This window comes from Streptomyces sp. NPDC059743, from assembly GCF_042732975.1.
Lineage (GTDB): Bacteria > Actinomycetota > Actinomycetes > Streptomycetales > Streptomycetaceae > Streptomyces.
In genome coordinates this window covers 30,233-54,279 of sequence record NZ_JBHWGS010000020.1, presented here as the reverse complement: position 1 = coordinate 54,279, position 24,047 = coordinate 30,233, and the positions used below count along the sequence as shown (strand labels likewise).

Genomic DNA, 24,047 nt, shown 5'->3' with positions numbered 1-24,047 from the left:
CGCACGTGGCAATGCACGCGGCAGGTGAACCGAACGCCGTGCTGACGCAATGTCTGGAAGAACTCGGCTGGAGTCCCAAGGCACTCGCCCGCAAGCTCAACAGGGTCTTCGGCGCCGGAACCGTGGCGGAGTCGGCCCCCTACCACTGGAGAAACACCGGCTCACTGCCGCGCTCGCCGCTTCCGGCCATGGTCGCCTATGTGCTTTCCCAGGAATTGGGAAGAGGTGTATCAGTGGCCAAGTTGTGGCAGGGACGCGCGGGAGACTCCTCTGCTCTCATCTCGGCGGATACCGATCTCGCGCATCCTTGGACCGTGCGGGGATTGGAGGGAATCGTGGAGGACTGGGTAATGGGCGGGCTTGTCGACCGCCGACGTTTCCTGGCGATCTCGGGATCCGGGTTGACCGCCGTCGTCGCCCAGTACCTCGACGGAACAGCCGGCCGTGGCCAGTACGCACCCCGGATTACGGAGGCGGTCGGTACCAATCCGTTGGTGGACCAGGTCGAGCATCACCTTCCCATGCTCCAGTTGCTCGACGATGAACATGGCGGCGCCCGTCATCTGTCCTATGTGGGAGCCCAGTTCCGGGCAGTCGGTCTGCTGATTCACGAGGGTGGACACTCCTCCGCCGTGATGACCAGGCTGATCCGAGCGCTCGCCGAGATCGGGCAGCTCGCCGGGTGGATGGCCTTCGACGCGGCCGACCATGGTCTTGCCCAGCGCTACTTCGCCACCGCCCTACGAGCCGCGCACTAGGTCAATGATCTCGCTCTCTGCTCACACATCCTTGGGGACCTCTCTTTCCAGGCTGCCGGCCGGGGGCACCCCGCTGATGCCATCGTGCTTGGAGAGGCCGCCCGTCGGGCGAGTGACGCCGCCCCTGCTGCTGTCTGAGCTTCCGTGCTGTCGCGCCTCGCCTACGCGTACGCCTCCGCCGGCCGGGACAACGACTTCGCCCACACGCGTGGAGCGGCACGAGAACTCATCGGGAACCGTGACGGTGGGCGGGAAGAGCCACGCTGGATGTACTTCCTCACCGCCAACCACCTGGACTGCCAGGCCGGTTACTCCCTGATCCAGATGGGACGCAAGCAGAGGAGAGAAGGGAAGGCCGTGCAGGGCCGACGCTTCCTCGCTCAGGGCACGGAGATGCTGCGGACCGGGGCGTACGACGTTCCCCGCGGCGACCCGAGCCAGCGTCGGGCCATGTTCGAGGGCGCCTGGCTCGCCCTCGGCCACAGCGCCCATGGCGACCTGGAGACCGCCTGTGAGATCGGGCAGATCGCGACGGACCGCCTTGACGCCGTCCGTTCGCCCAGGAGCGCGGCCTTGCTCCACCAGCTCGCAGGGGACTTGCGGCGCCGCCAGCGCAATCCGTACGTACGCGGTTTCCTTCCAGTCCTGGAGAAGGCCCTCGCCCACCACGCGCCGACTACTCCGCCCGGCCGTTAGGGTCGAGAGCATGGCCGCAGAGGAGCGCGTTGTCGTAGTAGGGGCGGGCGTCGCGGGACTCACCACCGCCGTCCTGCTCGCAGAGGCCGGAACTCCAGTTCATGTGATCGCCGAACAGGTGCCCGGGGTCACCTCACTGGCCGCCGGCGCGATGTGGGGCCCGTACCTGGTCGAGCCGAAGGACAAGGTCGACCAGTGGGGGCAGCGGTCACTGGAGGTCTTCCGTTCGCTGGCCGACGACCCGGCGACCGGCGTCCGGCTGACCAGTGGTATTGAGGCATCCCGTGCGGCCGAGGCCCCACCGGAATGGGCCACCACGCTGCCGGGCTTCCGGCCGTGCGAGGCCGTCGAGCTCCCGGCCGGATTCACCTCCGGCTTCCGGTTCACCGTGCCGCTGATCGACATGCCGGTCTACCTGGACTACCTCCTCCAACGGCTTCGGGCTGCCGGAGGAACCATCGAGCAGCACAAGCTCGCCTCCCTCGACGACGCGGGTCCCGCAGCCGCCATCGTCAACTGCTCGGGGCTCGGCTCCCGAGTTCTGGTGCCGGACACCGGCCTCCGGCCGATCCGGGGACAGCACGTCGTGATCGCCAACCCCGGCCTGACCGAGTTCTTCTCGGAAGACACCGGCTCCTCACCGGACCTGCTGTGCTTCTACCCGCACGGCGACACTGTCGTCCTGGGCGGAACGGCCGTGGACGGCGAAAGCAACGTGGAGGCCGACGACAAGGCGGCGGCCGACATCCTCGCCCGCTGTACCGAGATCGAGCCCCGGCTCGCCGAGGCTCGCGTCCTCGAACACCGCATCGGCACCCGGCCGACCCGCGCCACGGTCCGTGTGGAGGCAGAGCGGCGGGACGGCATCGTGGTCGTGCACAACTACGGGCATGGAGGCGCCGGCGTGACGCTGTCGTGGGGGTGCGCTGAGGAAACCATGCGCCTGGCAGGCTCTTGATGACATGAACTGCTTACGCCGCGCCCTTCCTCGGACGCCATTTCCGACCCCCTGCACTTCCCCCTTCACCGCCCGCCACCGCCCCCCCGGCCTTCGGAGCCGCCCCATCGGGCTGGAGTGGCTCCGCCAGACGGGCTTGGTAGGTGCCCGGACCGGGCCCGCAGCCGGACCACCGGCGGGAGGGGGTCGGGGTCGTAGGAGGTGCGTGTTCGGACACTAAAGCGTGATTTGTGCCGCACACGAAACCCGCACCCGACAGCCGACCCGCACGCGGCGTAAATCATGCCGTCCGGACATGTACCTCCGGAGTGCCCCGGCCCCCGCACCCACCACCGGACCGGCTCCCGCGCCGCAGGCGCGAAACGCCCCGCCGTCAGGCGCGCACCGCCTAAATGCCCGCCGCCCCCGCCACCCCCCTCTTCAGCGCCCCAAGAACCTCCGCCCCCCTCGCCCTCGCTTCCGCCAGACCCGGCGCGTCAGCCACCGGGATCACGACCTCCAGGTAGCACTTCAGCTTCGGCTCCGTGCCGCTCGGGCGGACGATCACGCGTGCCCGGTACGTTCCCGACAGCCGGTACCGGAGCCCGTCCGTCGGCGGCAGTGTGGGTGAGCCCTCCGCCAGGTCCTCCACGGAGACGACGTCCAGACCGGCCAGCACCACCGGCGGCTTCTCCCGCAGCCGGCGCATCGCGTCCGCGATCAGGGACAGGTCCTTGACGCGGACCGAGAGCTGGTCCGTGGCGTGCAGGCCGTGGGTGACGGCCAGATCGTCCAGGAGATCGCTGAGCGTACGGCCCTGGGCCTTCAGCTCGGAGGCCAGTTCGGCGACGAGCAGCGCGGCGGTGATGCCGTCCTTGTCCTTCACGCCGTCCGGATCGACGCAGTAGCCGAGCGCCTCCTCGTACCCGTACCGCAGGCCCTCGACGCGTGCGATCCACTTGAAGCCGGTCAGCGTCTCCTCGTATCCCAGCTCCGCCGCCTCGGCGATCCGGCCGAGCAGCGAGGACGAGACGATCGACTCGGCGAACGTGCCCGTCGCGCCCTTGTGCACGAGATGCGCGGCGAGCAGCGCGCCGACCTCGTCGCCGCTGAGCATCCGCCAGCCCGCGCCGCCGCCCGCCGCGCCGCCGCCCGCCGTGCCGCCGCCATCCGCCGTGTCCGCGTCGTCGGGCACGGCCACCGCGCAGCGGTCCGCGTCCGGGTCGTTGGCGATGATCAGATCGGGCTGGACGCGCCGGGCCGTGGCGAAGGCCAGATCCATCGCGCCCGGCTCCTCCGGGTTCGGGAACGCGACGGTCGGGAAATCGGGATCGGGCGCGGCCTGCTCCGCCACCAGCACGGGCTCCGGGAAGCCGGCGCGCGCGAAGGCCGCCAGGAGAGTCTCCGTACCGACGCCGTGCAGCGCCGTGTGGACGATCCGCGCGGTCCGCGGAGTGCCGGGTGTCAGGACCGTGTCCGTACGTTCCAGATACGCCGTCAGGACCTCGTCCCCGAGGATCTCCCAGCCGTCCTCCGGACGCCGTACGGAGCCCAGCGGGCCGATCGCGTCGATCTCCGCCGCGATCTCGCCGTCCGAGGGCGGCACGATCTGGGAGCCGCCGCCGAGATAGACCTTGTAGCCGTTGTCCTGAGGCGGGTTGTGGCTCGCGGTGACCATCACTCCGGCCACGGCGCCGAGATGCCGTACGGCGAAGGCGAGCACCGGCGTGGGCAGCGGCCTGGGCAGTACGGCGGCGCGCAGGCCCGCACCGGTCATCACGGACGCGGTGTCCCGGGCGAAGTCGGCCGACTTGTGGCGGGCGTCGTAGCCGATGACGACCAGTCCCTCGTCGGCGCCGCGGTTCCTCAGATACGCGGCGAGCCCGGCCGCGGCCCGGATGACCACGGCGCGGTTCATCCGCATGGGCCCGGCGCCCAGCTCGCCGCGCAGCCCGGCCGTGCCGAACTGCAACGTGCCGGCGAACCGCTCGCCGAGCGAGTCCAGATCGCCGGCCTCGATGACCGCGGCGAGTTCCTCGCACGTCTCCGGGTCCGGGTCCTCGGCCAGCCAGGCCCTGGCCCGGCTGATGACGTCCTGCTCCATCGGGTCCTGCTGCTGCACGGTGGGGGGCTCCTTATGCGCCTGAGCCGGCGCCGCTCTCGCGGAGGTGGCTGCTCGCCGTCGGGGTTGCTCAATTGATGGTTGCCGCGGTGGTGGGCCGAGTCGCGGTGGTGGGCCGAGTACGGGCCGAGTATCGCGGCTCCGGCCTGTTGTCCTTCCCTGCCCGGACGCCGCTCAGACGCGTTCGAGCACCTGGGCCAGCAGCGCACCCATCTGCGTCGCCGAGTCGCGGCCCGCCTGGAGGACCTCCTCGTGGTTGAGAGGCTCGCCCGACAGGCCCGCGGCCAGATTGGTGACCAGCGAGATCCCGAGCACCTCGGCGCCGGCCTCGCGGGCCGCGATGGCCTCCAGGACGGTGGACATGCCGACGAGGTCGCCGCCGATCGCCCGGACCATATTGATCTCGGCCGGCGTCTCGTAGTGCGGCCCGGGGAACTGTACGTACACGCCCTCCTCCAGATCCGGGTCGATCTCCTTGCACAGCGCGCGCAGCCGCGGCGAGTACAGGTCCGTCAGATCCACGAAGTTCGGGCCGACGATCGGGGAGACGGCCGTCAGATTGATGTGGTCGCTGATCAGCACGGGCTGGCCGGGCCGCATGCCCTCGCGCAGTCCGCCGCAGCCGTTGGTCAGGACGACGGTCTTGCAGCCGGCGGCGACGGCGGTACGTACTCCATGGGCCACGGCGGCGACGCCGAGGCCCTCGTAGTAGTGCGTACGGCCGAGAAAGACCAGCGCGCGCTTGTCGGCGATCTTGTACGAGCGGATCGTGCCGCCGTGGCCCGCCACGACGGGCGGCGGGAACCCGGGCAGATCGGTCACGGGGAATTCCGCCTCGGGCGCGCCGAGCGCTTCGACGGCCGGTCCCCAGCCGGAGCCCATCACAAGGACGACGTCATGGGTCTCGGCGCCGGTGAGCTCGCGCAGGCGCGCGGCGGCGGCGCCGGCGGCGGCCAGGGGATCGGCGGGTCCGTCGGCGTTGGCCGGGATAACAGATGCGTTCACGCGGATGAGGGTAGCCGGTCATTCCCTACGCGCGTAGATGAAGCGCACACGGTCTTGACATCGTTGTACTGCCGTTTCGGACAGGTGGCGTCGCCGCAGGAGTGCGAATGGGCGATCGGGCGCCTGATATGCGCCTTATGTCCATCGATTTCAGGCCGGGTGTGTGTCGCCTTCGCGCCGTGGCTCAGCAGGGACGCTTGCGCAGTTCCATCACATAGTCGTGAGGAGCGCCCGCGGATTCCGCCGCGTCCGCCAGCTCGCCCAGATAGCGGGCGGAGGGCAGGCCGCCCTCGTATCCGTTGAGCACATACATCCAGGCCGGCTCCTCGCCGTCCAGGGTGTGCACACGGATCCGCATCCGGCGGTATATGTCGAGCCCCACGCCCTCCCAGCGGTCCATGGAGTCCTCGTCCATCGGGGCGATGTCGTACAGCGCGACGAAGACCTGGGAGCGCGGTGCCTCCACGACCGTGACCAGCGCGCCCTCCCAGCCCATCTGCTCGCCGCCGAAGGTGAGCCGCCAGCCGTTGAGCCAGCCGGTGCCGCGCAACGGGGAGTGCGGGGCGCGGCGGGACATCAGCCGCGCGTCGAGGTTGCCGGCGTACGCGGCGTAGAGCGACATGAGGTTGAGGGTACGGGAGGTACGGGCGTGGCCGCCGATCCACCGGTCCGGCCCTGCGGGTTACCGGATGCCGGCCCTGCGGGTCACCGATGTCCGGCCGCGCGGGTTACCGATGTCCGGGCCCGTGGGTTCCCGGAAGTCCGGGCCCGCGGGTTCCCGGATGGAGGCCCCGGGGCGAAGCAGCTTGAACCGTGCGGGACAATGGAGTACGACTGCATCCCCCGGGGGCTCCCCCGGAACCCCGGCCGGGGTGGCAGACGGGCCGGGTTGACAACGCGAGGCGGACTTTTTCGTGACCCGGATCGTGATCATCGGCGGCGGACCCGGCGGCTACGAGGCGGCCCTGGTGGGCGCCCAGCTCGGCGCCGAGGTGACCGTTGTCGACTGCGACGGCCTCGGCGGGGCGTCGGTGCTCACCGACTGCGTACCGTCGAAGACGCTCATCGCGACGGCCGAGGTGATGACCACCTTCGACTCCTCGTACGAGGAGCTCGGCATCATCGTCGCGGACGACACGCCTCCGCTGGAGGGGTCGGCCCGTGTCGTCGGCGTCGATCTCGGCAAGGTCAACCGGCGGGTGAAGCGGCTCGCGCTCGCGCAGTCCCATGACATCACCGCCTCCGTCACCCGGGCCGGCGCGCGTGTCATGCGCGGCCGGGGCCGGCTGGACGGCCGGCAGGCCATGGACGGTTCGCGGCAGGTGATCGTGACCGCGGCCGACGGCAGCGAGGAGTCGCTCACCGCCGACGCCGTGCTGATCGCCACCGGCGCCCATCCCCGGGAGATCCCGGACGCGCGGCCGGACGGCGAGCGCATCCTCAACTGGACGCAGGTCTACGACCTCGACGAGCTGCCCGAGGAACTGATCGTGGTCGGCTCCGGTGTGACCGGAGCCGAGTTCGCCGGTGCGTACCAGGCGCTGGGCTCGCGCGTCACGCTGGTCTCCTCCCGCGACCGTGTGCTGCCCGGCGAGGACCCGGACGCCGCCGCCGTGCTGGAGGACGTCTTCCGGCGCCGCGGGATGAATGTGATGTCCCGCTCCCGGGCCGAGGCCGCCAAGCGCGTGGGCGACCGTGTCGAGGTCACTCTCTCCGACGGCCGGATCATCACCGGATCGCACTGTCTGATGGCGGTCGGCGCGATACCGAACACCGCGGGCATGGGCCTTGAGGAGGCCGGTGTCCTCCTCAAGGAGTCGGGCCACATCAAGACCGACCGGGTCTCCCGTACCTCCGCGCCGGGCGTCTACGCGGCCGGCGATGTCACCGGGATCTTCGCGCTCGCCTCCGTCGCGGCCATGCAGGGCCGGATCGCGATGTACCACTTCCTCGGCGACGCGGTGGCTCCGCTCAACCTCAAGACCGTCTCCTCGAACGTCTTCACCGACCCGGAGATCGCCACCGTCGGGTACAGCCAGGCGGACGTCGACAGCGGCAGGATCGACGCGCGGATGGTCAAGCTGCCGCTGCTGAGGAACGCGCGCGCGAAGATGCAGGGCGTGCGGGACGGTTTCGTCAAGATCTTCGCCCGTCCCGGTACGGGCATCGTGGTCGGCGGCGTGGTCGTCGCGCCACGTGCCAGCGAGCTGATCCATCCCATCTCGCTCGCGGTGGACAACAGTTTGACCGTCGAGCAGATCGCGAACGCCTTCACCGTGTATCCGTCGCTGTCGGGCTCGATCGCCGAGGTGGCGCGGCAGTTGCATACGCGGAAGACGGCGGAGGAGAGCTGACGCGACGGGATCCGGCGGGGTTCTGTCGCTGTTCTCGCGAGGCTCCGGCCGGGTTCTGGCAGGTTTTGTCGGTGTTTGTGTGTGGTGGGCGACCGTCTCGTCGCCGTATACCACTCCGTGCGCTCGTCTGTGTACAACTTCTGTTATTCGGCGCAAACTGCTGAAAGCAGACGGTCGTTGGGGTTACTGTCAGTTTCGTGTTCGCTGCAGAACGTCGTCAATTGATCCTCGAAATGGTGCGCGCCAACGGAGCCGTGTCGCTCCGTGAGCTCGCCCGCGTCGTCCAGACCTCCGAAGTGACCGTACGGCGGGACGTGCGGGCGCTCGAGGCAGAAGGACTCCTCGACCGCCGGCACGGCGGTGCGGTACTGCCGGGCGGATTCACGCGAGAATCCGGCTTTCCGCAAAAGTCCCATCTCGCGACGGCTGAGAAAACGGCCATCGCCGATCTCGCCGCGAGCTTCGTCGAAGAGGGCGAGGCCGTGGTCGTCGGCGCCGGTACGACCACGCAGGAGCTGGCCCGCCGGCTCGCGCGGATCCCCGGGCTGACCGTCGTCACCAACTCACTGCTGGTCGCCCAGGCGCTGGCCCATGCCAACCGGGTCGAGGTCGTCATGACCGGCGGCACGCTGCGCGGGTCGAACTACGCGCTGGTCGGCAGCGGGGCCGAGCAGTCCCTCCAGGGACTCCGGGTCACCCGTGCGTTCCTCTCGGGGAGCGGGCTGACGGCGGAGCGCGGTCTCTCCACCTCCAACATGCTCTCGGCGAGCGTCGACCGGGCGCTGGTGCAGGCGGCAGCGGAGGTCGTGGTGCTGGCCGACCACACCAAGCTCGGTACGGACACGATGTTCCAGACGGTGCCGACGGATCTGATCAGCCGGCTGGTGACGGACGAGCCGCCCGCGCAGGACGACCGTGCCGGCACGGAGCTTCAGGCCCTGGCGGACCAGGGGGTACAGATCGCGGTGGCGGGCGCGGGTGGCGCCGGAGGTGCGGGTAGCGGTGCGGGTGGTGCGGGTGTCTCAGGTGGTGCGGACGGGGTTCCGGCCGGGCGTCAGCCGCGTAGGGATGTGCCGCTTCCGGGGCAGCGGCGGACGCACACGAGTGGTCCGGGACCGCAACTGCGCAGCGCGGCGGCGGCCCTGACGACGCAGGAGCCGGGGGAACGGGCGCGGGTGGCGGATCTGCGTCGACGGTAGCGTCTCGGGGTGCGCGCGTTGCGCGCGGTGCGCGCCTGCGGCGCGGGGCCGGGTGCGTGGTGGGTGCGGGTGTCGGGGCCTCCGGAGGTACATGTCCGGACGGCATGATTTACGCCGCGTGCGGGTCTCGTTGTCGTGCGCGGGCTGGTGTGCGGCACAAATCACGCTTTAGTGTCCGGACACGCACCTCCTCCGACCCCGCCCCCCTCCCGCCGCACGCCGGGTTTCCGCCCGGTGCCGGGCACCTACCCAGCCCGTCCGGCGTTTGAGGACGGAACGGCCCAGCCCGGTGCCGGGCTCCCAGACTGTGGGGCAAAATCCAGCCCGTCCGGCGATTGAGGACCGGGTCCATGCGAAAGGGCCACCGGAGGTGTCCGGTGGCCCTTTCGCGCAGGGGCGTCAGTCCTTGATTTCGCAGATCGTCGCGCCGGAGGTCAGAGACGCGCCTACTTCCGCCGCGAGGCCCTTGACCGTGCCCGAGCGGTGGGCGTTCAGGGGCTGTTCCATCTTCATGGCCTCCAGGACCACGATCAGGTCGCCTTCCTTGACCTGCTGGCCCTCCTCGACCGCGACCTTCACGATCGTGCCCTGCATCGGCGAGGCGAGCGTGTCGCCCGAGGCCGCCGAGGCGGACTTCTTCGCCGCCCGGCGCTTCGGCTTCGCGCCGGCCGCGAGGCCCGTGCGGGCCAAGGTCATGCCCAGGCTGGTGGGCAGGGAGACCTCCAGGCGCTTGCCGCCGACCTCTACGACGACCGTCTCGCGGCCGGGCTCCTCGTCCGTGTCGGTGTCGGCCGGAGTCGCGAAGGCCGGGATCTCGTTGACGAACTCCGTCTCCATCCACCGTGTGTGGACCGTGAACGGGTTCGAGGTGAAGGCCGGGTCGGTGACGACCTTGCGGTGGAACGGGATCGCCGTGGCCATGCCCTCGACCGTGAATTCGTCCAGCGCGCGGGCCGCGCGCTGGAGGGCCTGTTCGCGGGTGGCGCCGGTGATGACGAGTTTGGCGAGGAGGGAGTCCCAGGCCGGGCCGATCACGCTGCCCGTCTCGACGCCCGCGTCCAGCCGGACTCCGGGCCCGGTGGGCGGGCTGAAGAGAGTGACGGTGCCGGGAGCGGGCAGGAAGCCGCGGCCCGGGTCCTCGCCGTTGATGCGGAACTCGAAGGAGTGGCCGCGCACCGGCGGATCGTCGTAGCCGAGCGGTTCGCCGTCGGCGATACGGAACATCTCCCGTACCAGGTCGATGCCGGTGACCTCCTCGGTCACCGGATGCTCCACCTGGAGACGGGTGTTGACCTCCAGGAAGCTGATCGTGCCGTCTGCGGCGACCAGGAACTCGACCGTGCCCGCACCGACGTATCCGGCCTCCTTGAGGATGGCCTTCGACGCCGCGTACAGCTCGGCGTTCTGAGCATCGGTGAGGAAAGGCGCGGGCGCCTCCTCCACGAGTTTCTGGTGGCGGCGCTGGAGCGAGCAGTCACGCGTCGAGACCACCACGACATGGCCATGGGCGTCGGCCAGGCACTGGGTCTCGACATGGCGGGGCTTGTCGAGATAGCGCTCCACGAAGCACTCACCGCGCCCGAAGGCGGCGACGGCCTCGCGGACGGCGGAGTCGTACAGCTCCGGGATCTCCTCCAGCGTGCGCGCCACCTTCAGACCGCGTCCGCCGCCGCCGAAGGCCGCCTTGATCGCGATCGGCAGACCGTGCTCCTGGGCGAAGGCCACCACCTCGTCGGCGCCGGACACCGGATCCGGAGTGCCCGCGACCAGCGGAGCACCGGCGCGCTGGGCGATATGGCGCGCGGCGACCTTGTCGCCGAGGTCGCGGATCGCCTGCGGCGGCGGGCCGATCCAGGTGAGACCCGCGTCCAGGACGGCCTGGGCGAACTCCGCGTTCTCGGACAGGAATCCATAGCCCGGGTGGACCGCGTCCGCACCCGAGTCCTTCGCCGCCTGGAGCACCTTGGCCATGTCCAGATAACTGGCCGCCGGGGTGTCACCGCCCAGAGCGAACGCCTCATCCGCCGCGCGGACGTGCAGAGCGTCCCGGTCCGGATCCGCGTACACCGCGACGCTCTCGATCCCGGCATCCCGGCAGGCACGGGCAACGCGGACAGCGATTTCGCCACGGTTGGCGATGAGCACCTTGCGCACGATGGCTCCCTCCTTGAAACAAGCTGAGTTTAGGGACTGCCGACACGCCCCATCGAACAGTCCCCATTCGTGAGCTTCCCCACACGGAGCGTGTTTCGAGGCTCGCTCAAGTCGCGAAATCCCTTGTGACACCACGGTACGCCGCGATCCACCGTCGCACAGTAGCGTCCTGATGTGGCCCAGCTCTCTGTCCGACTGCACCTCGGCGGATCGCGATTCTTTGTGGAGTCCCTACGAATGGCCGAATGATTCTTTGCCTCTGCTCGGGCCCTTGTCCGAAGGTTTACCCGTTAGTAGCGTGCGCGATGTCGTTCGTACTGGCGGTAACAGCGATAAGAGGTGGAAGCCGTGGGACGGAGACCGGTGGCATGGGTGGCTGCGATCGTGCTGCTGTTGGAGGCGGTCGGCGTCGTGTTCGTCAACGGCGTGCTCGCCACGGTGGTGGACAACCAGCAGATGTCCCTGGCCGGGCTCGATCCGGGCGCGATGTCCATGGGCACCTGGGTGGCGGGCGGTGTCTTCGGGCTCTGTCTCGTACTCTGCGCGGTGCTTCTGGTCCGTACGGCCGTACGGGACCGCGCGCCGGGCCGGCCGGCCCGGTTCACGCTGACCGCCTGCGCGGTCGTGCACGCGGTGCTGGGCGCGGTGACGGTGGGACTGGTCGGGTGGACGGCCTTCGCGTTCATGATGGTCGTCATGGGAATGCTCGTACTGGTCCTGGTCGCGTACGGGCCGCAGCCGCGCGCAGGCGCGAGCCGTGACGAGGATTCCGCGCGGGCCGAGGGACCGGCGCCGGCCTGAGTCAACTGCCGTGGTGGCGTGGGCGGTTCAGACCCACAGATCGGTGATCGCGATGCCGTGCTCGGCGAGCAGCCGGCGCAGCAGCGGCAGCGACAGACCGATGACATTGCTGTGGTCGCCCTCGATCGAGTCCACGAAGGGCCCGGAGCGGCCGTCCAGCGTGAAGGCGCCCGCCACATGGAGCGGTTCGCCGGAGGCGACGTACGCGGCGATCTCGGCGTCGCTCGGGCTGCCGAAGCGCACGGTGGTGGAGGCGGTCCCGGAGGCGCGCCGGCCGGTCGTGGTGTCGATCAGACAGTGGCCGGTGCGCAGTACACCCGCACGGTCGCGCATCGACTTCCAGCGGAAGGTGGCCTCCTCGTCGTCCACGGGCTTGCCGAGCGCCTCGCCGTCGAGTTCCAGTACGGAGTCGCAGCCGATGACCAGGGCGCCGGCCGCCTCGGGGAGCGCGGCCACCGTGGTGGCCTTGGCCTCGGCGAGTACGAGCGCCAGTTCGGCGGGTGTGGGCGCGGACAGCGCGTCCTCGTCGACACCGCTGACGATCACCTCGGGCGCGAGCCCGGCCTGCCGGAGCAGTCCGAGCCGGGCGGGCGAGGCGGAGGCGAGCACGATCCGGCGGCGCTGAGCAGTCATGCGGGCCATGGTAGGCCCCGTAAGAGGCCTCTTGCCGACTGTCAAGGAAGGCCGAGCACGATCATGGCCACCACCACCGTCAGCGCGAGCAGCACGCCCGCGCGGCGCAGCATGGTCTGCGCGTCGCGCAGCTCCTTGGGCGGCTCGTTCTCGGGATCGGACCACAGCATGGAACCGATCTTCCGGCCGCCGTGCTCGCGGCGCCTGAGTACCCGTACTCAGCCGCCGCTATCCGGGCCAGTACGTCCGTGCCCAGGCGCGCGGGCCGGGGCTCGGTGTGCGGTGGCGGGCGATACGCGTGGGGGACGCCCACTCGGCGGGCGGTTCGGGCGTCCGCGCCGGTGAGTTGGCCGCCGCCGCGGCACGGGCCTGGACCACCGCCAGCGCGGCGGCCAGCTCCTCCCGCGTCGGCTTGCCCCGTAGGACCTTGATCATCTGCGGCTCCTTCCCTGAGTCCTAGAGCGGGATGTTCCCGTGCTTCTTCGGCGGCAGGCTCTCCCGCTTCGTACGGAGCTGGCGCAGGCCCTTGACGATATGCGCGCGGGTGTCCGAGGGCATGATCACCGCGTCGACATAGCCGCGCTCGGCCGCCGCGTACGGATTGAGCAGCGCGTCCTCGTACTCCTGGATGAGCCGGGCGCGCGCCGTCTCCTGCGCCTCCTCGTCACCGGCCGCGGCGATCGTACGGCGGTGCAGGATGTTCACCGCGCCCTGTGCGCCCATCACCGCGATCTGCGCGGTCGGCCAGGCCACATTGAGATCGGCGCCGAGATGCTTGGAGCCCATGACGTCGTACGCGCCGCCGAAGGCCTTGCGGGTGATCACCGTGATCAGCGGGACGGTGGCCTCCGCGTAGGCGTAGATCAGCTTGGCGCCGCGCCGGATGATGCCGCCGTACTCCTGGTCCACGCCCGGCAGAAAGCCCGGGACGTCGACAAAGGTCAGCACCGGGACATTGAAGGCGTCGCACGTACGGACGAAACGTGCCGCCTTCTCCGAGGCGTTGATGTCCAGACAGCCCGCGAACTGCATCGGCTGGTTGGCGACGACACCGACCGGGAAGCCCTCGACACGGCCGAAGCCGGTGATGATGTTCGGCGCGAAGAGCGCCTGCGTCTCCAGGAACTCACCGTCGTCCAGCACATGTTCGACGGCGATGTGCATGTCGTACGGCTGGTTGGCGGAGTCCGGGATCAGCGTGTCGAGTTCACGGTCCTCGGCGGTCGTCTCCAGCGCGGCCTGCTCCGGGAAGGCGGGCGGCTCGGAGAGATTGTTCGACGGGAGGTACGAGAGCAGCGACTTGACGTACTCGATCGCGTCCTTCTCGTCGCCCGCCATGTGGTGGGCGACACCGGAGGTGGTGTTGTGCGTACGGGCGCCGCCCAGCTCCTCGAAGCCCACGTCCTCGCCGGTCACCGTCTTGATGACGTCCGGGCCCGTGATGAACATGTGCGAGGTCTGGTCGACCATCACCGTGAAGTCGGTGATCGCCGGCGAGTAGACCGCGCCGCCCGCGCACGGGCCGACGATCAGGCTGATCTGCGGCACCACACCCGAGGCATGCACATTGCGGCGGAAGATCTCGGCGAAGAGACCGAGCGCGGCCACGCCCTCCTGGATACGGGCGCCGCCGCCGTCGTTGATGCCGATGACCGGACAGCCGGTCTTCAGCGCGAAATCCATCACCTTCACGATCTTCTCGCCGTAGACCTCGCCGAGCGAGCCGCCGAAGATCGTGAAGTCCTGCGAGTAGACACAGACCGGACGGCCGTCGACCGTGCCGTAACCGGTGATGACACCGTCTCCGTACGGGCGGTTCTTCTCGATGCCGAAGGCCGTGGAGCGGTGCCTGGCGAACTCGTCCAGTTCCACGAACGAGCCCTCGTCGAGCAGCAGACCGATCCGCTCGCGCGCCGTCAGCTTGCCCTTGGCGTGCTGCTTCTCCACCGCGCGCGCGGAGCCCGCGTGGGTGGCCTCCTCGATACGGCGCCGGAGGTCCGCGATCCTGTCCGCGGTGGTGTGGGCTGCGGCGGTCGCTGCGGACACGTCCGCGGCGGTTCCGGTGGCGGTTCCGTGGGCGATTTCCGGCTCGGACATCGGGATGCGGCTCCCTGCGGGTCACGGATGCGGGTGTTCCGGCGCTACTGATCCGTAGCGTATCGGCGTGGATACCGTTCGGCAGTGCGGTGTTTGCCACACCTAGGGTGGCTTGCATGAACGACTCAGACACCCCGGTGAGCCGCTGGTCCGACCTCGACCGTCCACCTCTCAACGCTAGCGCGCTGCGCCGCGGGCTGATCAGATCCGGAGGTCTGTGGACCTCGCTCGACGTGGTTCCCGCGACCGGCTCCACCAATACCGATCTGGCCGGACGGGCCGCGGCGGGCCTGGCCGAGGGCGCGGTGCTGGTGGCCGAGGAGCAGACGGCGGGACGCGGCAGGCTGGACCGGCGGTGGACGGCGCCGGCCCGCTCCGGCCTCTTCTTCTCCGTACTGCTCAGGCCGGGACCCGAGGTGCCGGTCCGGCACTACGGCTGGCTGCCGCTGCTGACCGGAGTGGCCGTGGCGACCGGTCTGGCGCGGGCGGCGGGCGTGGACACGGCCCTCAAATGGCCCAACGACCTGCTGGTGACCGTGGGTGGCGAGGAGCGCAAGGCGGGCGGGATCCTTGCCGAGCGCGCGGGCGACGGCGCGGGCGACGGCGCGGTCGTCGTGGGCATCGGGCTGAATGTCTCGCTGCGGGAGTCGGAACTGCCCGTGCCGACGGCCGGTTCGCTGGCCCTGGCGAACGCGGTGTCGCTGGACCGGGACACGCTGCTGCGCGGAGTGCTGCGGTCGCTGGAGCGGTGGTACGGGCAGTGGCGGGAGGCGGGCGGCGATCCGGCGCTCTCCCGGGTCCAGGAGGCGTACGCGGCGGGCTGCGCGACGCTGGGACGGCCGGTACGGGCGGAGCTGCCCGGCGAGCGGGAGCTGGTCGGCGAAGCGGTGGCGATCGACAGCGAGGGCCGGCTGGTCGTACGGACCGGTGACGGCGAGCGGCACGCGGTGGGCGCGGGCGACATCGTGCATCTGCGGGCGGCGGGCTGAGCCGGCCGGCGGCGGCGCGTGGCGGTGGACGGCGGCGGTGGCTGACGGCGGTGGGCGGCCGGTGGGTGGCGGGCTCGGCGCGGTGAGCCCGGGACGGTGGACCGCGTCGCTCGGCGTCGCTCGGCGGTGCTCGTGGTGGCGGCGCGCGACGCGGTGATTCCAGGGCGTCAGGACCAGCCGGAACAGCTCCCGCCGACGGCCCCGCGGACGTATAAATAGGCTGGTGGGTGGGACGTGAGCCAGGGCACATCTGCCGTATCGTTGAGGCGGTCCACGACAGATCGGCAGGACAGTGCGCAGGGAACGGGCAGGAGGCGGCTGGTGACCGTCGACGATTCGACTTCCGGCGAGGATGCGCAGCGGCCGTCGGAACCGTCCGGATTCCCGACCCCGCACCATGTCGTCGACCACACGGCCGAGCCGACCGACGATCCGCTGGCCATCCGCCTCGAACAGCTCATCCTCGGCGCGGAGCGCCGCTACACGCCCTTCCAGGCGGCCCGTACCGCCGGTGTCTCGATGGATCTCGCCTCCCGCTTCTGGCGCGCCATGGGCTTCGCCGACATCGGCCAGGCCAAGGCGCTCACCGAGGCGGACGTGCTGGCGCTGCGCCGGCTCGCCGGTCTGGTGGAGGCCGGGCTGCTCAGCGAGCCGATGGCGATCCAGGTCGCGCGGTCGACGGGACAGACCACCGCGCGGCTGGCGGAGTGGCAGATCGACTCGTTCCTGGAGGGACTGACCGAGCCGCCCGAGCCGGGCATGACGCGTACGGAAGTCACGTATCCGCTGGTGGAGCTGCTCCTGCCGGAGCTGGAGGAGTTCATCGTCTATGTCTGGCGTCGCCAGCTCGCCGCCGCGACCGGACGAGTCGTCCAGGCCGCCGACGACGAGGAGATGGTCGACCGCCGGCTGGCCGTCGGCTTCGCCGATCTCGTCGGATTCACACGGCTGACGCGCCGGCTGGAGGAGGAGGAACTGGGCGAGCTGGTCGAGGCGTTCGAGACGACCTGCGCCGATCTCGTCGCCGCGCACGGCGGCCGGCTGATCAAGACGCTCGGTGACGAGGTCCTGTTCGCGGCGGACGACGCGGGCACGGCCGCGGAGATATCGCTGCGGCTCATAGAGACGATGGCCCATGACGAGTCCATGCCGGCACTCCGGGTGGGCATCGCGTTCGGCACGGTCACCACGCGGATGGGCGATGTCTTCGGTACGACCGTGAACCTGGCCAGCAGGCTCACCTCGATCGCGCCCAAGGACACGGTCCTGGTCGACGGCGCGTTCGCGGAGGAGCTGATCCGTACGGGCGAGGCGCCGGCCTCCGAGGCCCAGGCGGCCGAGGCGGCGGCACAGGCCGACAAGGAGGGCCAGGCACCGCCTCCGTACCGCTTCGGCCTCCAGCCCATGTGGCAGCGGCCGGTGCGCGGGCTCGGCGTGGTGGAGCCATGGCTGCTGGGACGGCGGAGCACCTAGGATCACCTCCGGTGAACCATCGTTAACCGGGAGGGGTGCGTGTATGGCCAGGGCTGAAGAGGCGACGGAGAGTGTGGCGGGGGACGGGCGGCGGTTCGGGGAGTTCGTTGTCGTACGGCGGCACGGCGGCGGCGGTCATGTCGCGGAGCTGGTGCTCGACCGGCCCAAGGCGATGAACGCCGTGTCGACGGAGATGGCCAGGTCCATCGCCGCCGCGTGCGTGGCGCTCGCCGCCGACGGGAGCGTACGTACCACCGTCCTGACCTCCACCCACGCGCGGGCCTTCTGTGTGGGCGCGGACCTCAAGGAGCGCAATTCCCTCAGCGACGCCGACCTGGTACGGCAGCGGCCGGTCGCGCGCGCCGCGTACACCGGCGTGCTGGAGCTGCCGATGCCGGTCGTCGCGGCGGTGCACGGCTTCGCGCTGGGCGGCGGCTTCGAGCTGGCGCTCGCCTGCGATCTGATCGTCGCGGACCGTACGGCGGTCCTCGGACTGCCCGAGGTCTCGGTCGGAGTGATCCCGGGCGGCGGCGGTACGCAACTGCTGCCGCGCCGCGTCGGAGCCGCGCGGGCCGCCGAGCTGATCTTCACGGCCCGGCGGCTGGAGGCGGCGGAGGCGGAGCGGCTCGGTCTGGTCGACCTGTTGGTGGACGAGGGCGCCGACCGGGACGAGGCCCTCGCGCTGGCGGAGCGTATCGCCGCGAACTCGCCCGTCGGCCTGCGCGCCGCGAAGCGCGCGCTGCGGCTCGGACACGGGCTCGATCTGCGGGCCGGCCTGGAGGTGGAGGACGCCGCGTGGCGCTCCGTGGCCTTCTCCGGTGACCGCGCGGAGGGCGTCGCGGCCTTCAACGAGAAGCGGAAGCCGGAGTGGCCGGGAGAGTGAACGGGCCCTGTGGGTGAAGGCGCGATGATCACTCCTCGCTGTCGATGATCAAATCCCGCCATACCGTCCTAAGCTGGGGTTATGGGAGTGGATGGGCGTCTGCGCGCCATAGTGGAACTGTCTCAGGCGATGGCGGCGGCCCCTACGCCGATCGAGTCCTGGCGGGCCGCCGCGCAGGGCGCGCGCGAGGCGCTCGGCGGGAGCTTCGCGGCGCTCTCGGTGTGGGAGCGGGAGCTGGGACGGCTCAAGGTGCTGGTGAATGTGGGCGAGCGGGCCGAGGACGAGGAGGAGTTCCCGGAGGACGAGACCTATCCCGTGCACCGGTTTCCCGAGATCACCGAATTCCTGCACGAGCGCTGGGCGGCGGGCGGCGGCCCGAAGGCCTGGGTCGAGACGGCGACGGGCCCGGCGCGGGCCGTCGGCGCCGTGCGGGCCGAGGGCGCCGTGCGGGCGCCCGGATATCGCCATGAGCGGGTGGCCACGCTGCGCAGACGCGGCCGTGGCTGCTGTGTCGTCGCGCCGATCGTGCTGCACGGGCGGGCCTGGGGCGAGCTGTATGTGGCCCGTCCTCCGGGACTGCCGGTGTTCGGCCCGGACGATACGGACTTCGCGACCGTCATCGCGTCCGTGGTGGCGGCGGGCATCGCCCAGACGGAGCGGCTCGAAGAGGTCCGCCGGCTCGCCTTCACGGACCCGCTGACCGGGCTCGCCAACCGGCGGGCGGTGGACGTACGGCTGGACGAGGCCGTCGGCAGACACCGCAAGGACGGCTCCGTCGTGAGCCTGGTCGTCTGCGATCTCAACGGTCTCAAGCGGGTCAACGACACGCTCGGGCATGCGGTGGGCGACCGTCTGCTGGAACGGTTCGGCACGGTCCTCTCCGTCTGCGGCGCGAAGCTCCCCGGCGCGCTGGCCGCGCGGCTCGGCGGCGACGAGTTCTGTCTGGTGGCCGTGGGGCCTACGGCGGACGAGGTGATCGCGGTGGCGGACGAACTGTGCGTGCGGGCGGGCGAGCTGAATCTGGGCGAGGGCGTGGCGTGCGGGATCGCTTCGACGGGCGATCCGATCGGGGAGGTACGGACGGCACGGCGGCTGTTCCGGCTGGCGGACGCGGCGCAGTACCGGGCGAAGGGCTCGCGGTCGCGCGAACCGGTGGTGGCGGGGCGGGACGGCGCGGTGGTGGCGCTGGCGGACGCGCCACCACGGGCGGCGGACCGCCGCCGCTTCCGAGACGCGCCTCCCGACGATGCGCCTCCCGGCTAGGGGGCCGTGGTTTCGGGTCCGTTTCGGCGCGGGGCCGGTCCGTCCTCAATCGCCGGACGGGCTTGGTTTTGCCGGCCGGCACCGGTTGCGCCTGCGGCGCGGGGTCGCGTTCGCGGTGGTGCGGGTGTCGGGGCCTCCGGAGGTACATGTCCGGACGGCATGATTTACGCCGCGTGCGGGTGGGTTGTTGGGTGCGGGTTTCGTGTGCGGCACAAATCACGCTTTAGTGTCCGGACACGCACCTCCTCCGACCCCGCCCCCCTCCCGCCCGAACCCCGGCTGCGGCTCGTGCCGGGCCGCATATCCAGCCCGTCCGGCGATTGAGGACGGAACGGCCCGCCCCGGCACCGGGCTCCCAGACGGTAGGGGGCAAGCTCCTCGCCGTACCCCGGCCGCAGGCCGAAAAAACAAGCCCGTCCGGCGTTTGAGGACGGAACGGCCAACGCCGGTGCCGGGTGCCCGCTCGGTAGGGGCCAGGCCGGAAAATCCAGCCCGTCCGGCGATTGAGGACGGAACGGGCCCCGTCCACGGCCCCCCACCGGGAGGTGACACTTTTGGATTCAGTCCGTAGGCTCCTGAATATGGATATGCACACTGTCGTGGTGGGGACGGCCGGGACGAGCGGGCGGGACGTCGTCGCCGTCGCGCGGGGGCTCGCTCGGGTTGAGCTTGGGGCCGAGGCCCTCGGGGCGATGGCTGCCGCCCGGGAGGTCGTGGAGGCGCTCGCGGCCAAGCCCGAGCCCGTGTACGGCGTGTCCACCGGGTTCGGGGCGCTTGCCACGCGGCACATCGGGCAGGACTTGCGGACGCAGCTTCAGCGGAACATCGTGCGGTCGCACGCCGCCGGGATGGGACCGCGCGTCGAGCGCGAGGTCGTGCGGGCGCTGATGTTTCTGCGGCTGAAGACCGTGGCGTCCGGGCGTACCGGCGTACGGCCGCAGATCGCGCAAACCATGGCCGACGTGCTGAACGCCCGGATCACGCCCGTCGTCCACGAGTTCGGCTCGCTCGGCTGCTCCGGCGATCTCGCGCCGCTCTCGCACTGCGCGCTCACGCTCATGGGCGAGGGCGACGCGGAGGGCCCCGACGGCACCGTCGCGCCGGCCGGCGAGCTGCTCGCCGCGCACGGCATCGCGCCGGTCGAGCTGCGCGAGAAGGAGGGCCTCGCCCTGCTCAACGGCACGGACGGCATGCTCGGCATGCTGGTGATGGCGATCGCCGATCTGAGGCGGCTCTACACCTCCGCCGACATCACCGCCGCGCTCAGCCTGGAGGCCCTGCTCGGGACCGCCAAGGTCCTCGCGCCCGAGCTGCACGCCATCCGCCCGCATCCCGGACAGGGCGTCAGTGCCGCCAACATGCTGCGGGTGCTCGCCGGCTCCGGGCTGACCGGCCACTTCCAGCAGGACGAGGCGCCGCGTGTCCAGGACGCCTACTCCGTACGCTGCGCACCTCAGGTCGCCGGCGCCGGACGGGACACGCTGGAGTACGCGGACATCGTCGCCGGCCGTGAACTGGCCTCGGCGGTCGACAATCCCGTGGTGCTGCCCGACGGCCGTGTCGAGTCCAACGGGAACTTCCACGGCGCGCCCGTCGCGTATGTCCTGGACTTCCTGGCGATCGCCGCCGCCGACCTCGGCTCCATCGCCGAGCGCCGTACGGACCGCCTGCTGGACAAGAACCGCTCGCACGGGCTGCCGCCGTTCCTCGCCGACGATCCCGGCGTCGACTCGGGCCTGATGATCGCCCAGTACACACAGGCCGCCCTGGTCAGCGAGATGAAGCGGCTGGCGGTCCCGGCCTCGGTCGACTCGATCCCGTCCTCCGCGATGCAGGAGGACCATGTCTCGATGGGCTGGTCGGCCGCGCGCAAGCTCCGTACCGCCGTCGACCATCTGACCCGGGTGATCGCCGTCGAGCTGTACGCCGCGACGCGCGCGATCGAGCTGAGGGAAGGGCTGACGCCCGCGCCCGCGTCCAGGGCCGCCATCGACGCCCTGCGCGCCGCCGGTGTCCAGGGCCCCGGCCCCGACCGTTTCCTCGCGCCCGATCTCGCGGCGGCCGACGCCTTCGTACGCGAGGGCGGGCTGATCGCGGCGGTGGAGCCGGTGACCGGGCCGCTGGCCTGAGCTCGTACGGCAAAGAGGGCCGCCCGGTGTTCCGGGCGGCCCTCCTTTCTGTGGTGCGGATGCTTAGAGCATGTTCGCGTCTCTTCGTAGCGAGTACGCGACGAACCCCGCGCCGATCATCAGAAAGGCGGTCCCGCCGAACAGATACGGCGTGGTGTCCACGCTGCCCGTATCGGCGAGGGCGAGATGCCGTGGGCTCTCCGAGGTGTCGGAGTCCCCGGTGGAGAGGCCCTGGGCGGTGGCCGCTGACACCTGGGCCGGCTCGCCCTGCTCATCGGTGGCGTTCGCGGACGGAACGAACCACAGGGCACAGAGCAGGGTCCCGGCGGCGGTGGCTGTCAGCAGCGGTCGGCGTACGACGGACACGGAATCGATCCCCCTTGTGACAACGCCGAATTGGCTGGGTGCGCCGATGCTAGTGAAAGCAGCGGGTCGCGGGAAAGTCGCGGGGGGTCTGAGCCCTACGCTCCGTCGTATGACCACTACAGAAACATCACGGTATGTACGGCTTCGGGTGGAATTGGTGCTGGAGGTCGACGACCCCGAGAAGCTGAGCGCCACCGCCCTCGCCCGTATCGGCGCCGACGAGTTCATGCCGGACGACGAGCGCGCCCACGCCGAGACGGCCGTGGGAGAGGACGAGGCCGAGGCCATCGCGTATCTCGTGGAGCCGTTCGACCTGGTCAGGACGGTTCCCGGCGTCCAGCTCGCCCAGGCCTCGTGGACCAGCGAGCAGATCGACTACGACCCGGACTCCGCGGAGTGGGACCTCGACGACGACGATCGGGACGAGCCGGCCGAAGAGGAGGAGGAAGCCCCGGCTGGTCGGGTCTAGTACCGGCTGGTCGGGTCCAGGGCTTGCCGTCAAAGTAGCGTCGTCCGCCCGCAGGGCGGGCCCGGCGGCGTCTGGTGCGTGCGATCGCAAGGCGGAGGGTCATCCTCGTACTGGACGTACTTGGATGATCCCGACAACGCGGCGAGCGTGCGTGCCAGGCGTCGCCGGGCAGACGGGACTTTGATGGCAAGCCCTGGTACACGAGCGTGTCACCCTGGAAGCCCCGGTCCGCGTCACCGACGGACCGGGGCTCGCCCATGCGGAGCGGCGAGTGGTGTGCGACACATCTCGGGTTGATGTGGAACCGGGCGAACCGGTACAGCAGTTCTTAAGGGTTAGCGGCAGGGTTGGCGTCGATGATGGAGAAACGTGTGATGACGGACAGCAAGCGGCGCAGGGGCCTCATGGCCGCGTCCGCGGTGCTCGGCGGTGTGCTGGTGCTTTCGGCCTGTAGCGAGGGCGCGGACAACGGGTCCGCCGAGAGCACGAAGTCTCCGTCGTCGCAGGCCCAGGTGGACGAGGCGGCGGCCAAGGACACCTCCGAGGCCCAGATAGCCATCTCACCGAAGAACGGCGCGACGAACGTCGGTATCAACAACGACGCCAAGGTCACGGTCACCAAGGGCACGCTCACCGAGGTCACGATGACCACGGCGGACGGCACCGATGTGCCCGGCACGCTCTCCGCCGACTCCACGAGCTGGCAGCCGGACGGCCAGCTCGACCGGTCCACCACGTACAAGATCGCCGCGTCGGCCAAGGACGGCAAGGGCCGCGAGGCTCATGAGAACTCGTCCTTCACCACCGTCTCGCCCACCAACAGCTTCATCGGGAACTTCACGCCCGAGGACGGCTCCACGGTGGGCGTCGGTATGCCCGTCTCGATCAACTTCGACAAGGCGATCACCAACCAGAAGGCCGTCCAGGAAGGGATCACGGTCACCTCCAGCAGCGGCCAGGAGGTCGTCGGCCACTGGTTCAGCTCGCAGCGGCTCGACTTCCGTCCCGAGCAGTACTGGCAGGGCAACTCGACCGTCACGCTCAAGCTGAATCTGGACGGTGTCGAGGGCGCTTCCGGTGTCTTCGGTGTCCAGCAGAAGACGGTCACGTTCACGATCGGCCGCAACCAGGTCAGCACCGTCGACGCCCAGAGCAAGACGATGACGGTCACCCGCGACGGCGCGACGATCAAGACGATCCCGATCTCCTCGGGCTCGCCGGACAACCCGACGTACAACGGTCAGATGGTGATCTCCGAGAAGTTCAAGGAGACCCGGATGAACGGCGCGACGGTCGGCTTCACGGACAACGACGGCAAGGGCGAGTACGACATCAAGGACGTCCCGCACGCCATGCGGCTGTCCACGTCCGGCACCTTCATCCACGGGAACTACTGGGGCGCCAAGTCCATCTTCGGTACCGCCAACACCAGCCACGGCTGTGTCGGTCTGGCGGATGTGAAGGGCGCGGGCGATCCCAACCAGCCGGCGGCGTGGTTCTACGAGAACTCGCTCATCGGCGATGTGGTCATCGTCAAGAACTCCCCGGACAAGACCATCAAGCCCGACAACGGCCTCAACGGCTGGAACCTCAACTGGGCGGACTGGCAGGCCGGTTCGCAGGTCTGATCCGCTCCCGGTCCGGCTTCCTCGTACGGCCTGCCGGGCCTGCCGGTCCCGGTCCACCGTACGGCCGGCCGGGCCCGGTTCTCCTTCGTAC

General features: G+C 70.5%; 20 protein-coding genes and 1 pseudogene. 12 read left to right on the top strand and 9 right to left on the bottom strand.

From position 1 onward, the window contains the following. Positions 1 to 11 precede the first annotated feature (11 nt). Both ACFV6H_RS30775 and ACFV6H_RS30770 read left to right on the top strand, forming a co-directional pair. Positions 12 to 1,454 (top strand): annotated as a pseudogene (locus ACFV6H_RS30775) (carph-isopro domain-containing protein). A 10-nt stretch (positions 1,455 to 1,464) separates the two neighbouring features. Further along, positions 1,465 to 2,412: an FAD-dependent oxidoreductase gene (locus tag ACFV6H_RS30770; protein ID WP_385548716.1), complete on the top strand. Its 948-nt coding sequence runs from the start codon at positions 1,465 to 1,467 to the stop codon at positions 2,410 to 2,412. A gap of 388 nt (positions 2,413 to 2,800) precedes the next feature. Here the strand turns inward: ACFV6H_RS30770 and ACFV6H_RS30765 are convergent, their stop codons facing one another. From ACFV6H_RS30765 to ACFV6H_RS30755, 3 genes are all read right to left on the bottom strand, one after another. After that, positions 2,801 to 4,495, bottom strand: a complete 1,695-nt coding sequence (locus ACFV6H_RS30765; protein ID WP_385548990.1) for a phospho-sugar mutase — start codon at positions 4,493 to 4,495, stop codon at positions 2,801 to 2,803. Positions 4,496 to 4,687: 192 nt separating this feature from the next. Further along, positions 4,688 to 5,518, bottom strand: a complete 831-nt coding sequence (locus ACFV6H_RS30760) for a purine-nucleoside phosphorylase (protein WP_384981926.1) — start codon at positions 5,516 to 5,518, stop codon at positions 4,688 to 4,690. A 184-nt stretch (positions 5,519 to 5,702) separates the two neighbouring features. Further along, the gene (locus ACFV6H_RS30755) at positions 5,703 to 6,140 is read right to left on the bottom strand and encodes a gamma-glutamylcyclotransferase (RefSeq protein ID WP_093601482.1); all 438 of its coding nucleotides are present in this window, start codon (positions 6,138 to 6,140) and stop codon (positions 5,703 to 5,705) included. Positions 6,141 to 6,432: 292 nt separating this feature from the next. Here ACFV6H_RS30755 and ACFV6H_RS30750 point away from each other — a divergent pair, with 292 nt between their 5' ends. Then, positions 6,433 to 7,872 (top strand): NAD(P)H-quinone dehydrogenase, encoded by a 1,440-nt coding sequence (locus ACFV6H_RS30750; RefSeq protein WP_385548712.1) that lies wholly within the window; start codon positions 6,433 to 6,435, stop codon positions 7,870 to 7,872. A gap of 233 nt (positions 7,873 to 8,105) precedes the next feature. Further along, the gene (locus ACFV6H_RS30745; RefSeq protein WP_385548987.1) at positions 8,106 to 9,071 is read left to right on the top strand and encodes a DeoR/GlpR family DNA-binding transcription regulator; all 966 of its coding nucleotides are present in this window, start codon (positions 8,106 to 8,108) and stop codon (positions 9,069 to 9,071) included. A 399-nt stretch (positions 9,072 to 9,470) separates the two neighbouring features. On the opposite strand, the gene ACFV6H_RS30740 is transcribed toward ACFV6H_RS30745, so the two are convergent. Further along, positions 9,471 to 11,225, bottom strand: a complete 1,755-nt coding sequence (locus ACFV6H_RS30740; RefSeq protein WP_093602874.1) for a biotin carboxylase N-terminal domain-containing protein — start codon at positions 11,223 to 11,225, stop codon at positions 9,471 to 9,473. Positions 11,226 to 11,564: 339 nt separating this feature from the next. Here ACFV6H_RS30740 and ACFV6H_RS30735 point away from each other — a divergent pair, with 339 nt between their 5' ends. Continuing rightward, positions 11,565 to 12,026 carry a hypothetical protein gene (locus ACFV6H_RS30735; RefSeq protein ID WP_385548708.1) on the top strand — a complete coding sequence of 154 codons (462 nt, stop codon included), beginning with the start codon at positions 11,565 to 11,567 and terminating at the stop codon, positions 12,024 to 12,026. 27 nt (positions 12,027 to 12,053) lie between these two features. Here ACFV6H_RS30735 and ACFV6H_RS30730 read toward each other — a convergent pair whose 3' ends face one another. The 4 genes from ACFV6H_RS30730 to ACFV6H_RS30715 are packed head-to-tail and all read right to left on the bottom strand — an operon-like array spanning position 12,054 to position 14,756. Next, a complete protein-coding gene (locus ACFV6H_RS30730) occupies positions 12,054 to 12,668 on the bottom strand; it encodes a Maf family protein (RefSeq protein ID WP_385548705.1) in 615 nt (204 codons plus the stop codon). Between the two features lie 32 nt (positions 12,669 to 12,700). Continuing rightward, positions 12,701 to 12,829 (bottom strand): morphogenic membrane protein MmpB, encoded by a 129-nt coding sequence (gene mmpB / locus ACFV6H_RS30725; protein WP_384794288.1) that lies wholly within the window; start codon positions 12,827 to 12,829, stop codon positions 12,701 to 12,703. 58 nt (positions 12,830 to 12,887) lie between these two features. Continuing rightward, complete coding sequence (locus tag ACFV6H_RS30720; RefSeq protein ID WP_384794285.1) at positions 12,888 to 13,094, bottom strand: acyl-CoA carboxylase epsilon subunit; 207 nt, start codon at positions 13,092 to 13,094, stop codon at positions 12,888 to 12,890. Between the two features lie 21 nt (positions 13,095 to 13,115). Further along, entirely contained in the window at positions 13,116 to 14,756 is a 1,641-nt protein-coding gene (locus tag ACFV6H_RS30715; protein ID WP_385548700.1) for an acyl-CoA carboxylase subunit beta, read from the bottom strand. 116 nt (positions 14,757 to 14,872) lie between these two features. On the opposite strand from ACFV6H_RS30715, the gene ACFV6H_RS30710 reads away from it, so the two are divergent. From ACFV6H_RS30710 to hutH, 5 genes are all read left to right on the top strand, one after another. Beyond that, positions 14,873 to 15,745, top strand: a complete 873-nt coding sequence (locus tag ACFV6H_RS30710; protein ID WP_385548697.1) for a biotin--[acetyl-CoA-carboxylase] ligase — start codon at positions 14,873 to 14,875, stop codon at positions 15,743 to 15,745. Positions 15,746 to 16,066: 321 nt separating this feature from the next. Further along, positions 16,067 to 17,218, top strand: a complete 1,152-nt coding sequence (locus ACFV6H_RS30705; RefSeq protein WP_385548694.1) for an adenylate/guanylate cyclase domain-containing protein — start codon at positions 16,067 to 16,069, stop codon at positions 17,216 to 17,218. Between the two features lie 43 nt (positions 17,219 to 17,261). After that, the gene (locus ACFV6H_RS30700; RefSeq protein ID WP_385548691.1) at positions 17,262 to 18,101 is read left to right on the top strand and encodes an enoyl-CoA hydratase/isomerase family protein; all 840 of its coding nucleotides are present in this window, start codon (positions 17,262 to 17,264) and stop codon (positions 18,099 to 18,101) included. An 81-nt stretch (positions 18,102 to 18,182) separates the two neighbouring features. Beyond that, on the top strand, positions 18,183 to 19,364 hold the full coding sequence (locus ACFV6H_RS30695; protein WP_385548688.1) for a diguanylate cyclase domain-containing protein: 1,182 nt from the start codon (positions 18,183 to 18,185) through the stop codon (positions 19,362 to 19,364). A gap of 587 nt (positions 19,365 to 19,951) precedes the next feature. Further along, the gene (gene hutH, locus ACFV6H_RS30690; protein WP_385548985.1) at positions 19,952 to 21,493 is read left to right on the top strand and encodes a histidine ammonia-lyase; all 1,542 of its coding nucleotides are present in this window, start codon (positions 19,952 to 19,954) and stop codon (positions 21,491 to 21,493) included. A gap of 63 nt (positions 21,494 to 21,556) precedes the next feature. Here the strand turns inward: hutH and ACFV6H_RS30685 are convergent, their stop codons facing one another. Beyond that, entirely contained in the window at positions 21,557 to 21,859 is a 303-nt protein-coding gene (locus tag ACFV6H_RS30685) for a hypothetical protein (RefSeq protein WP_385548685.1), read from the bottom strand. Positions 21,860 to 21,968: 109 nt separating this feature from the next. Here ACFV6H_RS30685 and ACFV6H_RS30680 point away from each other — a divergent pair, with 109 nt between their 5' ends. Together ACFV6H_RS30680 and ACFV6H_RS30675 are read left to right on the top strand one after the other, a co-directional pair. Continuing rightward, complete coding sequence (locus ACFV6H_RS30680) at positions 21,969 to 22,328, top strand: hypothetical protein (protein WP_066953469.1); 360 nt, start codon at positions 21,969 to 21,971, stop codon at positions 22,326 to 22,328. Between the two features lie 359 nt (positions 22,329 to 22,687). After that, positions 22,688 to 23,956, top strand: coding sequence for an Ig-like domain-containing protein (locus ACFV6H_RS30675; protein WP_385548982.1), 1,269 nt, complete (start codon positions 22,688 to 22,690; stop codon positions 23,954 to 23,956). Positions 23,957 to 24,047 lie beyond the last annotated feature (91 nt).